Annotated in this window: 11 protein-coding genes; 6 read left to right on the top strand and 5 right to left on the bottom strand. The window is 35.0% G+C overall.

Translation table 11 applies throughout. From position 1 onward, the window contains the following. Positions 1–93: 93 nt before the first annotated feature. Positions 94–4467, bottom strand: a complete 4374-nt coding sequence (locus BUB95_RS08505; protein WP_073085493.1) for a T9SS type B sorting domain-containing protein — start codon at positions 4465–4467, stop codon at positions 94–96. A gap of 179 nt (positions 4468–4646) precedes the next feature. Here BUB95_RS08505 and folE point away from each other — a divergent pair, with 179 nt between their 5' ends. From folE to BUB95_RS08475, 6 genes are all read left to right on the top strand, one after another. After that, positions 4647–5321, top strand: a complete 675-nt coding sequence (gene folE, locus BUB95_RS08500; RefSeq protein ID WP_073085491.1) for a GTP cyclohydrolase I FolE — start codon at positions 4647–4649, stop codon at positions 5319–5321. 45 nt (positions 5322–5366) lie between these two features. Then, positions 5367–6848, top strand: coding sequence for a cysteine--tRNA ligase (cysS, locus tag BUB95_RS08495; protein WP_073085489.1), 1482 nt, complete (start codon positions 5367–5369; stop codon positions 6846–6848). Positions 6849–6895: 47 nt separating this feature from the next. Further along, on the top strand, positions 6896–7129 hold the full coding sequence (gene yidD / locus BUB95_RS08490) for a membrane protein insertion efficiency factor YidD (RefSeq protein WP_073085487.1): 234 nt from the start codon (positions 6896–6898) through the stop codon (positions 7127–7129). Positions 7130–7195: 66 nt separating this feature from the next. Next, positions 7196–8032 carry a prolipoprotein diacylglyceryl transferase gene (lgt, locus tag BUB95_RS08485; RefSeq protein WP_073085485.1) on the top strand — a complete coding sequence of 279 codons (837 nt, stop codon included), beginning with the start codon at positions 7196–7198 and terminating at the stop codon, positions 8030–8032. After that, entirely contained in the window at positions 8032–8517 is a 486-nt protein-coding gene (locus tag BUB95_RS08480; protein WP_073085483.1) for a DUF192 domain-containing protein, read from the top strand. Before lgt ends, BUB95_RS08480 begins: the two co-directional genes overlap by 1 nt. A 23-nt stretch (positions 8518–8540) precedes the next feature. Next, complete coding sequence (locus tag BUB95_RS08475; protein WP_073085481.1) at positions 8541–8978, top strand: hypothetical protein; 438 nt, start codon at positions 8541–8543, stop codon at positions 8976–8978. Positions 8979–9052: 74 nt separating this feature from the next. On the opposite strand, the gene secDF is transcribed toward BUB95_RS08475, so the two are convergent. The 4 genes from secDF to gyrB all read right to left on the bottom strand — a co-directional run bounded on the left by secDF (position 9053) and on the right by gyrB (position 15925). After that, positions 9053–12070: a protein translocase subunit SecDF gene (secDF, locus tag BUB95_RS08470; protein ID WP_073085479.1), complete on the bottom strand. Its 3018-nt coding sequence runs from the start codon at positions 12068–12070 to the stop codon at positions 9053–9055. Between the two features lie 178 nt (positions 12071–12248). Then, entirely contained in the window at positions 12249–12788 is a 540-nt protein-coding gene (locus BUB95_RS08465; RefSeq protein ID WP_073085477.1) for a hypothetical protein, read from the bottom strand. Between the two features lie 118 nt (positions 12789–12906). Beyond that, the gene (locus BUB95_RS08460) at positions 12907–13833 is read right to left on the bottom strand and encodes a malate dehydrogenase (RefSeq protein WP_073085475.1); all 927 of its coding nucleotides are present in this window, start codon (positions 13831–13833) and stop codon (positions 12907–12909) included. A 142-nt stretch (positions 13834–13975) separates the two neighbouring features. Further along, positions 13976–15925: a DNA topoisomerase (ATP-hydrolyzing) subunit B gene (gyrB, locus tag BUB95_RS08455; protein ID WP_073085473.1), complete on the bottom strand. Its 1950-nt coding sequence runs from the start codon at positions 15923–15925 to the stop codon at positions 13976–13978. Between the last annotated feature and the right edge of the window lie 296 nt (positions 15926–16221).

Genomic DNA, 16221 nt, shown 5'->3' with positions numbered 1-16221 from the left:
ACAGGTAGACTTGAGAAATTCCTAGCCTTTAAACTAAAAAAGCCTTTGAATGTTTTCAAAGGCTTTTTTCGATAATCATAATTTGAAATTTTATCAACGTTTAAGTGCAAAGTGCGCACTAAAAGTTCTAGTTTCATTATTTGTTGGTTCTGTATATTCTAGAGTAAACCAATAATCGCTGCTTGGCATTCGGTTACCATTAAATGTTCCATCCCATCCTGGACTTGTAGGACTTAGTTGTTTTAAAAGTTTTCCGTAACGATCATATATATAAATAACCGCTGTAGGCTGTGTATTTATCCCTTTAATAGTCCAAGTATCATTATTTCCATCACCATTTGGTGTGAAGAATTTTGGATAATCTATAACTGTAATATCTCTTGACAAAATACCACAACCGTTAACGTCTCTGACGTAGACCGTATGCTCGCCTCCTGTAACATTTTCAAATTCACCAACTAATTCCCAAGGACCATTATCTAGACTAAATTCATAAGTACTGTTACCTGTTGCAGTAGCAATAATCATATTATTACCTGTAAAAGCTTGTGAAGTGACCTCAAGATCAAAAGTATCTGGAAGTCCACTTTCAATAACCAATGCAGAATCAAAATTTTGACACATTGTAACCGTAGATGTAGCGATATCTGTAACTACAACATCATAAACTCCGCCTTGTGTGGGAATTAAACTAGAACCTGTTTCTGTTGGCAATACAATACCATCAAGACTCCACTCAAATGCATAATCTGTATCTGATAAACCTGTATCTAAAACAGGAGGCACATCTACTGTGGCCTCATCATTACTGGATAAACATAATATGTATTCTTCTTCTAAATCAAATATTGGGAGTAAATTAACTTGAAGTGTGACTTCTGCAATATCAAAACACTCATCTGGTCTAATATTATTACTAACGCGAGCATAGATAACCTGAGTATTCACCGTTAAATTTTCATATAATAGTGGTAATCTCTCTGGCAAATTATTGTTAAATGCATCATCAAAATTATCGTAAAAATCAATACTGAATGCCGTTGGGTCTTGACCGTTAAGCACTTCTGCTTCTACCGATGCTAAATCAAATTGAGTGAAGCCATCATTATCTCCAACAACATCGCATTCTTCATATAAAATATCTGTAGCATCTGCGCCTTCTTGAACATCAATATTAAAACTAATAGTACTAATTGAACAACCTGTTGTGTTATTTGTTATCGCTACAAAAATCGGCTGAGGATTACTTATTGTATTTTCGTAAGGACTAGCTAATGGGTTTGTTAGGTTGTCTGCATCTAATTGCGTCTCATGATAAGTCACCGTAAATTCCATAGGGTCTTGACCATTTAGTATTTCATCTGTTTTAGATTCTAAATCAAAACCAAAAACAAAGTCGGTATTGTTTTCGCATTCAAAAAAATCTGTAACTACTGCACTATCATCTGGTAAAGGGTTAACTTGAATATTTAACTCTACAATTGCATAGCAAGTTGTGGTAGTGTTTGTTACTCTTACAAAAATGGTTTCTGATGGGTTTGTATTATTATAAGTTGTAGGAGACGGAATAGAATTATCATTCGCATTTGCACCGGCAAAAGTAGTATGATAGGTTGCATTTACATTTGTATCTCCATTGAATATAAAAGCCTCTCTAATAGTAAGATCAAATTCTTCTGATAAATCACCTACTGTAACATCATCACAAAGAATGATTGGATCTGGATTTAGATTTGGTGTTGGATTTATGGTTCGTAAACGCACGTGCAGTCCTAAACCAACACAGGCATTATCTACATCGCTGTCTACTCTTACATAAATTTCTTGTTCAAATGGTGAAGCATCATTTCTATGATTTGAGATATCTGGAATAGCATTAAGCTCTGCCAGAGCATCAGCTTCAGATTCATAAAATGTAAAGGTTAAGTTTTGACCTGTTGGTAGTCCAGCCTGAGCTCTAATTTGCGCTTCAGCATCACTAAAATCAAAAGTTGTGATACCGTTTGTAATATCTGCATCTGCTACATCAACCACATCGCATTCTTCATATAAAATTTCAATGTTTGCTGGAATCTGAGTTGCAGATACAAATAAGTCTAACTGCGCTACTCTAAAACAAGTATCATTGTTTTCTACCCTAACAAATAAAATATCTGGGTTAGAAGATGGGTCTGTATTGGCGTAAGCTGTTGGGTTTATAATAGCATTAGCTCCACTAACCGCATCAGCAGGATTTATATGATAAGTAAATGTTTCGTTTGCAAAATTTGTAGAAATTAAAACTTCTGCCTCGGTTAAATTAAAGTTTGATATCCCATCTGTATCATCGTCACATTGTAATAATTCTACCATGTTAGTAATTACAGGAAGTGCGTTAACTTCTAAATTTACTTCAACGGTTTCATAACAATCAGTATTATCGTTATTCTCCACACGGGCAATAATTTGAGCGTCGTCTGTATATAAGTTAGTGATTGCTCCTACATTGTTATCTGCATCATTTTGATTTAAATGATACGTCACCGTAAATTGTGTTGGGTCTTGACCATTCAATACAAAACTATCAATATCAGTTGGAGTTAAAGGAAAATCAACAAACCCGTTAGTATCATCTCCATCTGTACTGTCATCGCATAATTCATAGGTGTAAGTCGAAGGTGTTGGTTGTTCAAAGACATCAATAAGGAATTGCGAAATATCATAACACTCTCTATTATCTACGTTTTCTACTCTCACATAAATGATATCATCTTGATAAGCTACAAGATTTGTAAATGTGTTAGGCAATGGATTAGTTGTAGAGCTTGTATTTGAATCTGAAGGGTCTAGATGAAATGAAACTTCAAACTGAAGCGGGTCTTGCGTACCTAAAGCAATTGACCTTAAAGCATCTAAATCAAAATCCCAGAAACCATCATTATTGTCATCACATATTAGTTGTGGAGCTATAGTTTCTGCTGCTGGTTGGTTAAAAACATCTATATCAAAGCTTATAACCTCAAAACAAGCATTTGCATCAGCACTTGTGATATTTTCTATTCTTACCCATATTGTATCTTCATCGTAAGCGACCAAATTTGTAAATGTATTTGGCAAAGGATTTGTAGTAGAGCTTGTATTTGCATCCAACGGGTCTAGATGAAATGAAACCCCGTATACCATTGGGTCTTGTGTTCCTAGTACTATTGGACGCAAGGCATCTAAATCAAAATCCCAAAAACCGTCGTTGTTATCGTCACAAATTAATTGGTTATCAACTGGATTAGCAGCAGGACTATTAAAAACATTAATATCGAAACTTCCGGTACTAGCACAATCTCTATTTATTGTATTCTCAACTCTTATAAAAATAGGCTCTGCGGTGTAAGCTGTAGCATTAGTATAAAGCCCCATTATAGGATTCACACCATTCATTGCATCATTCATTGAGTTATGATAAGTAACATCAACATTTGTTTGAGCACCAATAATTGTAGCATCCAAAATAGTAAAATCAAAATCGAAAAAACCATCGTTATTGGCATCACAAATAAACTGATTATCAACTGTATTAACAGTTGGTAAAGCTGTAACTGTAATTTCAATAACATCTGTATCAGAGCCACCAAGATTATCAGTTATTGTCACCTGATATTCTCCCGCATTAGAAACAGAAATAGAGGATAAACCATCTGTTCCCGGAATTGGGGCAAAACCTGTTCCATCATTAAATTCCCACGCATAATCAACAAAAGTAGGGTCACTACTAGGATTAGCATCTAAGGGAATTGAAGACATGTCACAAATATTCTGATCTGGACCCAATATTCCATTGATATCTATAATGCTACAATCTGTCGAACCACCTCCAGGAGTTCCAAAATTTGTTTGTACTATTTCTATTGCTCCTGGCACACCAGGATTACCAGGCCCATTACCATAATTAGCGATTAATAGTAAATAGAACTCTCCAGATTGCGCACCATTTATAGTTAAGGTTTCTGTTGGTTGTGGAGACCAGCTACAATCTATGATGTTGGAATTATCTAAATCATTTGGATAAAATGTTGGATTTGCTGTATTATCAGGACATCCTGGACAATTGATGTTAATATTATTGCAATTGCCTGTATCCGAAGCAAATGGTCCCCAAGCTATAAAATCTACGTCGATACCTGTACCAGGTCCGTCGTTATTAATTCCGTCATTATTATTATCCTGCCACTGATTTATAGTAAAAGCTAAATCTCCTGTTTGGTCAACTTGTAAAAAGAACCACGATGGTCTAGGAGCATCTCCTAAGCAGCCCACCTGCATGTTAATATTTGTAGTGTTATCTGTATTATTTTCAAAAACATAAGTTCCAGAATTATCCGAACAAATCGGAGCAGCTTGATTACAAGTAATACCTCCAGGTACGCTAAATTGTCCAAAGGACAAATAAGATAAACTTAAAAACAGCAGTAGGAATATATTTTTATTTGGCATTGACAACAAAATTAAGTCTATAAAGTTAATGAAATTGCAGCGAATACCTCCAGTATTGCTAACAAGTTAACGCTACAAAACGGTATTTACTTATATAACAGCTATATTTAAGAAAACCCTAACCTATTTATACTATTTTATTTAGTTATCTTTGCACTCTCATTTTACACACCATATAAATGAAAATAGAAAACGATTTTGATATCGATGCCATTGGCGATGATCATGTAAGTTCTTCGAGTGAAACACCTCTTAGAGACGATGCTTTTACATTAAGTAATTCTGAAAAGATTGACAGCATAAAAGCAGACGTTAAACACATTATGGAAACTCTTGGACTAGACCTTACAGACGATAGTCTTAAAGGCACGCCTAACCGCGTTGCAAAAATGTTTGTCAACGAAATTTTTGCTGGCCTACATCCAGATAATAAACCAAGTGCGTCAACTTTTGACAACAAGTATAAGTACGGCGAAATGTTAGTGGAAAAAAACATTACGGTATATTCTACTTGTGAGCATCACCTACTCCCTATAGTTGGTAAAGCGCATGTAGCATATATATCTAATGGTAGCGTTGTTGGATTATCAAAAATGAACCGTATCGTAGATTACTATGCTAAACGCCCTCAAGTACAGGAACGTTTAACTATCCAAATCGTAAAAGAACTTCAAGACGTTTTAGGCACTAAAGATGTTGCTTGTGTTATAGACGCAAAGCACCTTTGTGTAAACTCTCGTGGTATTAGAGATATTGCTAGTAGCACTGTGACTTCAGAATTTGGTGGAAAATTCAAAACAAAAGAAACACGTCGAGAATTCCTAGATTATATTAAATTAGACACTGAATTCTAAATCTCATTTTAGTTTTCATCGTTTTAAATTCATAACTTAAAGGACATGCATCTTTACGAAAATCAACAGATAAAGATTTACAATTCCCTTTCTGGGGAAAAAGAAGTTTTTCAGCCCATAACCAAAGGCTATGTTGGCATGTATGTGTGTGGACCTACAGTTTACAGCAATGTGCATTTGGGTAACGTAAGGACGTTTATGTCTTTTGACATGATATTTAGATACCTAAAACATCTGGGTTACAAAGTACGTTATGTGCGAAATATTACAGATGCTGGGCACTTAGAAAATGATGCCGATTTAGGTGAAGATAAAATCACAAAAAAAGCCCGTGTAGAAGAAATTGAACCAATGGAGGTTGTACAACGCTATACTGTTGACTTTCATAATGTTTTACGAACGCTTAATTTTCTATCACCTAGTATAGAGCCTACAGCAACGGGTCATATTATAGAACAGATAGAACTTATTCAGACCATAATAGATAATGGATTTGCATACGTGGTCAATGGTTCAGTTTATTTTGATGTCCATAAATACAATGAATCTAACGAGTATGGTATTTTAAGTAAACGTAAGCTCGAAGACCTTATACACAATACCAGAACTTTAGATGGTCAAAGTGATAAGAAAAATCCACAAGATTTTGCACTTTGGAAAAAAGCCGAACCTACGCATATTATGCGTTGGCCAAGTCCTTGGAGCGATGGTTTCCCTGGCTGGCACTTAGAGTGTACTGCAATGAGCACAAAATATTTAGGCGAATTTTTTGACATTCATGGTGGCGGAATGGATCTTAAATTTCCTCATCACGAATGTGAAATTGCACAAAACCAAGCTGCAAAAGGAAAAACACCAGTAAAATATTGGATGCATGCCAATATGCTAGAGCTTAATGGTGCGCGCATGAGTAAATCAACAGGAAACTATATAAATCCTGCTGAATTATTTTCAGGAGAAAATGATAAAATGTCTAAAGGGTTTACACCTGGCGTTATTCGTTTTTTCATGATGCAGGCATCCTACAGAAGTATTTTAGATTTAACCAATGATGGATTATTAGCTGCTGAAAAAGGGTTTAACAGACTCATGGAAGCTCTTGGAAATCTTGAAAATCTAAGAACTAGTGAATCGTCCTCTTTTGATGTTTCTGAATGGAAACAGAAGTGCTACGATGCTATGAATGACGATTTTAATACGCCTATTCTTATAGCTCACCTGTTTGAAGCTGTTAAGTACATCAATCAAGTAAATGATAATAAAGCGAGTATTACTGAAAAAGATTTAGAGCTATTAAAATCGACTTTAAACACCTTTACTTTCGATATACTTGGTTTAGTAAATAGTCAAGCTTCGGATGCAGGAACAGACAAACTCAATGCAGCAGTAGAATTATTAATTAAGCTAAGGAAAGAAGCCAGAATTAACAAAGACTTTGCTTTGTCTGACCAAATTAGAGACGAGTTAGCCCAAGCTGGTATTACATTGAAAGATGGTAGAGATGGGACAACATTTTCTGTTAAGTAAAAGCTTATCCTAAATCCTTTCCAAAGGAAAGGACTTTTAAAACTGTTATGAAAAAAGTTCTGATTGCTCCCTTTCTATTTCTAATTAAGATTTACCAGAAATTTATTTCACCATTAACCCCAGCAACTTGTAGGTACCAACCAACCTGTTCTCACTACGCTAAAGAGGCTTTAGAAGTTCATGGTTTTTTTAAAGGCGGATGGCTAGCTATCAAACGGATTTTTAGTTGTCATCCTTTTGGAGGTAAGGGCTACGACCCTGTTCCACCAAAAGACCTTTAATTAAGTATAAATTCAATTTTCTTTAGTCTCTAAAATCTTATATTTACAGCATAAACAGAAAATTATATGTTCGCTTTAGAAATTGTTTGGGACCCTTTAAAATATCTTGATTTAGGTTTTTTTAAACTTCACTTTTATAGTGTAATGTGGATTGTTGCCTTCGTACTAGGTTTTTTTATTACAAAACGTATCTACAAAAACGAAAATCAATCTGAGGAGTCGCTAGATTCATTATTTATCTATTCGGTTTTAGGAATTATGTTGGGGGCACGTTTGGGGCATGTCATTTTTTACCAACCAGATTTAATTACAGAAGATTTCTTTAGCATTTTTCTCCCTTTTAAATTTAAAGGTGGATTTGAGTTTACTGGATTCCAAGGTTTAGCGAGTCATGGTGCAGCTATAGCGATGATAATCTCTATGTATTTATACAATAAAAAAGTACTTAAGAAAACTGTATTATGGATTCTAGACCGCGTCGTAGTGGCTGTCGCTTTGGGCGCAATGTTTGTACGCTTTGGTAATTTTATCAATTCTGAAATCATAGGAAAATATACAGGTACAGATTTTGGTGTTGTTTTTAAACAACTTGGAGAAACTGCACCAAGACATCCCAGTCAACTCTATGAAGGTTTTGCTTATTTAGTTGTGTTTTTTATTCTATTTTACACCTATTGGAAGACAAAAAAATCGGAACAGCAAGGCTTCTTATTTGGTCTCTTTTTAGTTCTACTTTGGTCTGTTAGATTTGTTGTTGAATATTACAAAGAGCCGCAAAGCGGTGAATATTTGTCTGATGCTATTGGTAATGTTTTAAATAATGGACAAATTTTAAGTATTCCGTTTATTCTTATTGGGCTCTACTTTATGTTTATCTACAAACCAAAGACTAAAATAGACTAATGCTTAAAAAAGTAGTTTTTAGACTCTCATGTATTGCATTGACCAGTATTGCACTAATTGGATGCAACTCTGACTCTAAAAGCAAATCGATATCCAAAGGCATTTCATTTAAAAAGGAAGCTACACTTCAGCTTAAAAAAGCTAGTAACGATTCTGTTATAAAAACCCTTGATATTGAAATTGCTGATGATGAATACCAAACGCAAACAGGTTTGATGTATAGAGATAGTATGGAGGAATTACAAGGCATGCTATTTATTTTTCCTAATGAAGCGCCTCGTAGCTTCTATATGAAAAACACACGTATTCCATTAGATATTATTTACATCTCAGCGGATAGTACTGTTGTAAGTTTTCAAAAAAATGCTAAGCCTTTTGATGAAACTTCTCTCCCATCAAACTACCCTGCTAAATTTGTTTTAGAAATTAATGGTGGACTCTCCGACCAATGGGGAATTAAAGTTGGTGATAAAATTTCGTTTTAAAAATTGTATTAAATACAACTACCATGGTATTGAAACTTTTTAAATATACAACAATACTACTTTTTACTATTCTTGTTTGCACTTCTTTTTCTGGTAAAAAAGACAAATCCTACATTGGTAAATGGAAAGGAAGAGATAAAGGTGATGTTGGTTATTTAACATTAACCAAAGACCGTTATGCCACGTTTGAGTTTGGTGGAGAAATCATGGGTGGCACTTCCTATAATCACAGCGGAATAAATGCGTCTTTAAAATATAAGATAAACACAAAAAAAGACCCTCACGAAATAAACTTTGTGATTTGGGATAAAAAGAAAGCCAAAGAAGTTGGCCGTATGAGAGGTATCTTTAGAATGATTGATAAAGACAAAATGCAAATGGCTATAAACTTTACCGGAAGCAATACTAGACCAACGGATTTCAATTCAGACAGTATTATTTTTTATCGCATATCTGAATAAATATTCTTAAATTAATTAAATAAAAAAAAGACTGCCAATTAGCAGTCTTTTTTTATTTAAGTGCAAGAGAAGAATTAAGCTTCTTCCTCTTCTTCTTTAACTTTCTTCTTTAAAGACTCAGCAGCATCACCTTTCTTAGCTGTATCGTACATCACTGGAGTTGCAATAAACAACGAAGAGTATGTACCTACTAGCACACCAACAATTAATGCAAATAAGAATCCTTTAAGAGAATCTGCACCTAAGAAGAACATGGCTAATAACACCACTAAAGTTGTTAACGATGTATTTAATGTTCTACTTAATGTACTGTTTAATGAAGCGTTGATTGTTTTTCCAAACTCCCAACTTGTGTGCTCATTAAGGTACTCTCTAATTCTATCGAATACTACCACAGTATCATTCAGCGAGTAACCGATTACTGTTAAGATGGCTGCGATAAACGCCTGGTCAATCTCCATACTAAATGGCATAAACTTCCAAGCTAATGAGAAGATACCTAACACGATTAATACATCGTGGAATACCGCCGCAACAGCACCAAGAGAGAATTGCCATCTCTTAAAACGAATTAAGATATATAAGAATACAACTACTAAAGAACCTAGGATTGCCCAGAACGATGATTTCTTAATGTCATCTGCAATCGTTGGACTCACTTTACTGGATAACATCTTACCAATTTTAGCATCTCCAGAACCATCTAAGAATTCTTGGTATGTAATACCATCTGGCAAATATGTTCTCAAAGCTTCATATAATTTAGATTGTACTTCTTCGTCTGCTTCAGTTGAATTATCGTCAACTTTATATTTCGTAGAAATCTTTAACTGATTATCATTACCAATAGTCTTAACCTCAGCACTTCCAAATACTGCTGGGTCATTTAAAGTTTTAGCAACTTCTTCTGTAGATACAGACTGTGCAAAACGCACTTGGTAAGTTCTACCTCCAACAAAATCGATTCCTTCATCTAATTTGTTTGTAAATAATGAAGCAATACCAGCTGTAATTAAAATACCAGAAATCACATAAGCAATCTTACGCTTCCCTAAGAAGTTGATATTAACATTTTGTAAGAATCCTTTAGTAATAGCTGTAGAGAAATCTAACTTTCCTCCACGACCTACATACCAATCGATAAGTAATCTTGTAATAAAGATTGCTGTAAATAACGATGTTAAAATACCAATGATTAACGTAGTTGCGAAACCTTTGATTGGTCCTGTACCAAATACAAATAAGATTAATGCAGTTAAACCAGTTGTAATGTTAGCATCTAAAATTGAAGATAATGCATTAGCAAAACCGTCCTTAATGGCTATTTTCTGGTCTTTCCCTTTTGCTAATTCTTCGCGAATACGCTCAAAGATAAGTACGTTAGCATCTACAGAGATACCAATAGTTAATACGATACCTGCAATACCAGGTAAAGTTAATACAGCTCCTAATCCTGATAACACACCGAAGATTAAAAGAATATTAAATAGTAATGCAATATCTGCAAAACCACCAGCTTTACCGTAGTAAAAAATCATCCATAATAAAACGAATAATAAAGCCAAACCAAATGAGACCATTCCGCTATCGATAGCTTCTTGACCTAAAGATGGCCCAACCTCATCTGCTTGAACGATTTCAGCAGATGCTGGTAATTTACCAGCTCTTAAGACGTTTGCTAAATCCGTTGCTTCTTCTAAAGTAAAAGAGCCTGAAATTTGAGAATTACCTCCAGAAATTGGCCCTGTACTTACACCTGGTGCAGAATACACAGTACTATCTAATACTATCGCAATGTTGCCTCTTGTTTCGTAAGCAACTTTAGTCATTGCTTCCCATATTTTAGCCCCTTTAGCATTCATTTGCATGCTCACCGCTGGTCTATTTAACTGATCATAATCTTGTCTTGCATCAGTGATAACAGCTCCACTTAACTCTGGCTCTCCATCTCTATTACTTTTAAGCGCGTATAACTCTACAAACTCAGAATCTTTATCTGCTGGTTTTCCCCAAGCAAAAAAAGCATAACGCTGTTCCACAGGTAATAAGTCACGATTAGCGTTAAGCTTCTTAAGAATATCATCTTTATCCTTAGCTAAGAACATACCAATAACTGGTCCGCCTTGTCCAATACTTTGTATTCCAAGAGGATTTACATTCTCTCGAACATCTGTAGAATCATTTTCAATCTGTCCTGTCAAGTTTTCAATAACACTAGATGTAGAGTCTACCTCTTCCGTAGCTTCATCTTGCTCAGTGGCATCTTCAGTAGTTTCTGTTTTAGCTTTTTGAGCCTCAACTAATCTTTGGTTAACTTGAAATAAATACCCCGCTAAATCTTGCGTGTTGTAAGTTTCCCAAAACTGTAATTGTGCTGTTTTTGTAATGATATCTACAACACGTTTCTTGTCTTTAGCTCCTGGTAATTCAATTAAAATACGACCGCCATTTCCTAATCGTTGAATATTTGGAGATGTTACACCAAAACCATCGATACGATTACGTAATACCTCGAAAGCTGAGACAATAGACTCATCTACTTTTCTTGTAATGACACTTTTCACCTCGTCATCTGACATATTAAATTTTACGTCGTCACTTAGCGTACGGTTGGCAAAAATATCTGGAGATGCTAATTTTGTATCACCTTTAATTTCATCAAAAGCAGTATAAAAACTCTCTAGATAAGAATCTTGAGAATCTTTCTGTAGCTCTTCTGCTTTTTCTAAGGCTTGATTAAATATTGGGTCTTTACTATTGTTTGCTAGACCCTTTAAGATATCTTTTACAGAAATCTCAATAATGGCGTTAATACCTCCTTTAAGGTCAAGACCTAAATTCATGGCATTATCTTTAACATCGCTATATGTAAATTGCTTTACACCTAGCATGTTATAAACTTCTTGGTTGTTAAGTGAATCTAAATAGCGTAATTCTCCTGCAGCGATTTCACTACTTTCTGTGTACTTAGATTGGGCAAATTGTTTTGCTTCTTTTTCTATTTGATTTGCCTTGAACGTAAATGATAATTGGTAGATACTTACCAATCCAAATAGTAAAGCAAATAACTTTACTAATCCTTTGTTTTGCATTGTTTTTGGTTTTATATCGAACTAATGTCGATAATAGTTAAATTAAAAATTTAAAGAGTATTTCTTCCGATTGTCATGCTGAACTTGTTTCAGCATCTAAATTGTATGGTATGAAATTCTGAACAACACTTCGACTGCGCTCAGTGTGACAGTTCAAAATAACACTATTGTGATGTAATTATGCTAAAGGCCCTGCTCGGACTTCTGGAATGTTATGAGATGTATTGTCTGAAACAAATACTACCTGTCGGTTAGCATTGTAGGCTACTTTTAAATCAAACGTAATTTTCCCTGCTTCCACTAAAACTGGAAACTTAAAAACGTCAGGGTTAAAGGAGCGGTCGCTCTTAAGGTTTACTATTGGCACTTCTTGTGCTTCAAAATCCCAAGAATTAGAAGTTGCTGGCTCAATTTTTAAAACATCAAAATCGAATTTTCTACTTTCTTTTTCACTTGAGTCAGAACTATCACTCAGTGAAATTCCAACAGTTTCCGAAAGTAATTCTTTAATGTTCTTGGCGGCAGATTTGCTATAGTAGGAAATGCGATATAAACCATTATCCGAAGTAATTGTAATCCCATCGACTCCAATTTTTTCCAAAGAAATTGAAATCTCCTCTAAAGATTGTTGCGCTTCAGTATCTGTAAGTTGCTCTTCAAACTGAAGGACAACTTCTTGATTGGCCTTTGGATTTTGGGATTGTTGAACAATACCCATTACCGTAAGACAGAATAGATAACTAAATATGTACCATTTTATTCGCACGCGCCAAATATAAACAAAAAGACCACTTTCCAGTGGTCTTTTTGAAACTTTTTATTCTAAAATTTGATTATTAAAACTCTAATAATCCATTAGTTTTCTGAACACCTTCGGCACTTTCTGCCATGTGTGCTTTTTCAGCATCACTTAAAGGTACATCAACAATTTTTTCGATACCATTTCTACCTAAAATTACAGGCACACCAATACAGAGGTCACTTAATCCATATTCGCCATCTAATAATGTAGAGCATGGGTAAATTTTCTTTTGGTCACAGGCAATAGCTTGTACTAGTCCAGAAACTGCTGCACCTGGTGCATACCAAGCGGATGTTCCTAATAACTTGGTTAGTGTTGCACCACCAACTTTAGTATCTGCAGCGACTTGCTCTAAGCGCTCTTCTGATAAAAATTCCGATACTTTGATTGAGTTACGTGTAGCATGAGATGTTAATGGCACCATACCTTTATCACTATGACCACCAATTACCATGCCGTCAACATCACTAATTGGTGCTTCAAGAGCTTCAGCTAATCTGTACTTAAAACGTGCTGAGTCTAATGCGCCTCCCATACCAATAATTCTATGCTTTGGTAAATCTGTAGTTTTATGAACCAAATACGTCATCGTATCCATTGGGTTACTTACTACAATTAAAATAGTGTTTGGAGAGTGCTCAACTAAACTAGCAGAAACAGACTTAACGATACCTGCATTGATACCTATTAATTCTTCACGTGTCATACCAGGTTTACGAGGAATACCCGATGTAATAACACAAATGTCACTATTTGCAGTTTTAGAATAATCGCTTGTACTTCCAGTTATTTTAGTATCAAAACCATTTAAAGATGCTGTTTGCATCAAATCCATAGCCTTACCTTCTGCATAACCTTCTTTGATGTCTAATAAAACAACTTCAGAAGCAAAATTTTTCATTGCGATATACTCTGCACAACTTGCACCTACGGCACCTGCGCCTACTACAGTAACTTTCATTTTTATATTTTTTTGAGTTATTAAATTTTGAAGTACAAATTTAAGGTTTTAATGAGGAAATTCCATGATTTATATCATACTATCTAAGAAATAAAAAAGAGCTACTAATAGTAGCTCTTTTTTAGTGTTTTAAGATTATATCTTACGCATCAATATTTGCATAAATAGCATTTTTCTCAATAAACTCACGACGTGGCGGCACCTCATCCCCCATTAACATTGAGAAAATACGGTCTGCTTCTACACCGTTTTCAATCTGTACTAGACGCATTGTTCTAAACTCAGGATTCATTGTGGTATCCCAAAGTTGTTCAGCGTTCATCTCTCCGAGACCTTTATATCGCTGAATTTTAGAGCCATCTCCAAAAGTTTCGATAATCTCATCACGCTCTTTATCAGACCAAGCATATTGCTTTTTAGCACCTTTCTTAACTAAATATAAAGGTGGTGTTGCAATATAAATATGGCCATTTTCTACCAACTCTTTCATATATCTAAAGAAGAACGTTAATATAAGTGTTGCAATGTGAGAACCGTCAATATCGGCATCACACATGATTACAATTTTATGATACCTTAATTTAGATAGATTTAATGCGCGAGGGTCTTCTTCTGTTCCAATAGTAACACCTAGTGCTGTAAAGATATTTTTGATTTCTTCATTCTCAAAAACCTTGTGTTGCATGGCTTTTTCAACATTAAGAATTTTACCTCTTAATGGTAAAATAGCTTGGAATGCTCTGTCACGACCTTGTTTAGCGGTTCCACCTGCCGAATCTCCCTCAACAAGGAATACTTCACATTTTGCTGGATCTTGCTCAGAACAATCTGAAAGTTTTCCAGGTAAACCTCCAATGCTCATTACCGTTTTTCGCTGCACCATTTCACGGGCTTTTTGTGCTGCGTGACGCGCTTGAGCTGCCAAAATCACTTTCTGAACAATTATCTTAGCATCGTCAGGATGCTCTTCTAAGTAATCAGTCAACATCTCAGAAACCGCTTGAGATACAGAAGCCGAAACTTCACGATTACCCAATTTAGTTTTTGTTTGCCCTTCAAATTGAGGTTCTGCTACTTTAACAGATACAATAGCAGTAAGACCCTCACGGAAATCGTCTCCTGAAATATCAAACTTTAATTTGTCTAACATTCCAGAACCGTCAGCATATTTTTTTAACGTATGCGTCAATCCACGACGAAAACCAGATAAATGCGTACCACCTTCATGGGTGTTGATATTATTTACATAAGAATGTAAATTTTCTGCATAGGATGTGTTGTAAACCATTGCCACTTCTACAGGTACTCCGTTTTTTTCACCTTCAAAAGCAATAACATCTTTCATTAAAGGTTCGCGATTACCGTCTAAAAACTTAACAAATTCTGTTAATCCATTTTCAGAATGAAATGTTTCACCTTCAAAAGAGCCATCTTCTTTTTTATGACGTCTGTCTACTAAGTGAATAGTAATTCCCTTATTAAGATACGCCAGCTCACGCATACGACTTGCAAGCGTATCGTAGCTATACTCTAAAGTCTGCGTGAATATTGTAGAATCTGGCTTAAACGTGACTGTCGTGCCTCTTTTATCTGTTGTACCAACTTGCTTAACAGGATACATAGCTTTACCACGCTCGTACTCTTGCTCATAAATTTTACCTTCTCTAAAAACTGTGGCCTTAAGATGTTCTGAAAGGGCATTAACACAACTCACACCAACACCGTGTAAACCACCAGAAACCTTATAAGAGTCTTTATCGAACTTACCACCTGCTCCAATTTTGGTCATCACCACTTCAAGGGCAGAAACACCTTCTTTTTTATGTAAATCGACAGGAATTCCACGTCCATCATCCTCAGTGGTTATGGAGTTGTCCTCATTAATGGTCACTGTAATATTATCACAATGCCCAGCTAATGCTTCATCTATAGAGTTATCTACAACCTCGTAAACCAAATGGTGCAAACCTCTTGTTCCTACATCTCCGATGTACATCGAGGGACGCATACGCACGTGCTCCATACCTTCTAAGGCCTGAATACTGTCTGCTGAATAATTGTGCTTGTTAAATTCTTCTTTCTTTTCGCTCATATTATTTTGAAATAAGATTTAGTTCTAAATTTATATACACAAAAAAAGACGCTTTTTGCGCCTCTTTTGAGTACTATCAAAGATAAGAAATATCGAAGCTATTTTAAAGCTTTTTGTTAGTTTTAAGCAATAATTATCAACATTTGTTAATTACCTAAAAGTCGCTTAAATCGCTTTAAAATGACCTTAAATTAAATTTTGAATGTTTTTTATTTTGTCTGAAAATTGAAAATTGAAAAAATCCCGCAGAAGCGAGATTTTTGAATTAAATTAATTAATATTTGTAAAGAATTTCT

The organism is Winogradskyella jejuensis (genome assembly GCF_900129745.1).
In the GTDB taxonomy this organism is placed as follows: Bacteria; Bacteroidota; Bacteroidia; order Flavobacteriales; family Flavobacteriaceae; genus Winogradskyella; species Winogradskyella jejuensis.
Note: the sequence above shows the minus strand (reverse complement) of the source record. Positions and strands in the feature narration are given on the sequence as shown.

Excerpts from the sequence above, each read along its gene's own strand:
- BUB95_RS08505 (WP_073085493.1), bottom strand. The coding sequence starts at position 4,467 with ATGCCAAATAAAAATATATTCCTACTGCTGTTTTTAAGTTTATCTTAT.
- folE (WP_073085491.1), top strand. The coding sequence starts at position 4,647 with ATGAAAATAGAAAACGATTTTGATATCGATGCCATTGGCGATGATCAT.
- cysS (WP_073085489.1), top strand. The coding sequence starts at position 5,367 with ATGCATCTTTACGAAAATCAACAGATAAAGATTTACAATTCCCTTTCT.
- yidD (WP_073085487.1), top strand. The coding sequence starts at position 6,896 with ATGAAAAAAGTTCTGATTGCTCCCTTTCTATTTCTAATTAAGATTTAC.
- lgt (WP_073085485.1), top strand. The coding sequence starts at position 7,196 with ATGTTCGCTTTAGAAATTGTTTGGGACCCTTTAAAATATCTTGATTTA.
- BUB95_RS08480 (WP_073085483.1), top strand. The coding sequence starts at position 8,032 with ATGCTTAAAAAAGTAGTTTTTAGACTCTCATGTATTGCATTGACCAGT.
- BUB95_RS08475 (WP_073085481.1), top strand. The coding sequence starts at position 8,541 with ATGGTATTGAAACTTTTTAAATATACAACAATACTACTTTTTACTATT.
- secDF (WP_073085479.1), bottom strand. The coding sequence starts at position 12,070 with ATGCAAAACAAAGGATTAGTAAAGTTATTTGCTTTACTATTTGGATTG.
- BUB95_RS08465 (WP_073085477.1), bottom strand. The coding sequence starts at position 12,788 with ATGGGTATTGTTCAACAATCCCAAAATCCAAAGGCCAATCAAGAAGTT.
- BUB95_RS08460 (WP_073085475.1), bottom strand. The coding sequence starts at position 13,833 with ATGAAAGTTACTGTAGTAGGCGCAGGTGCCGTAGGTGCAAGTTGTGCA.
- gyrB (WP_073085473.1), bottom strand. The coding sequence starts at position 15,925 with ATGAGCGAAAAGAAAGAAGAATTTAACAAGCACAATTATTCAGCAGAC.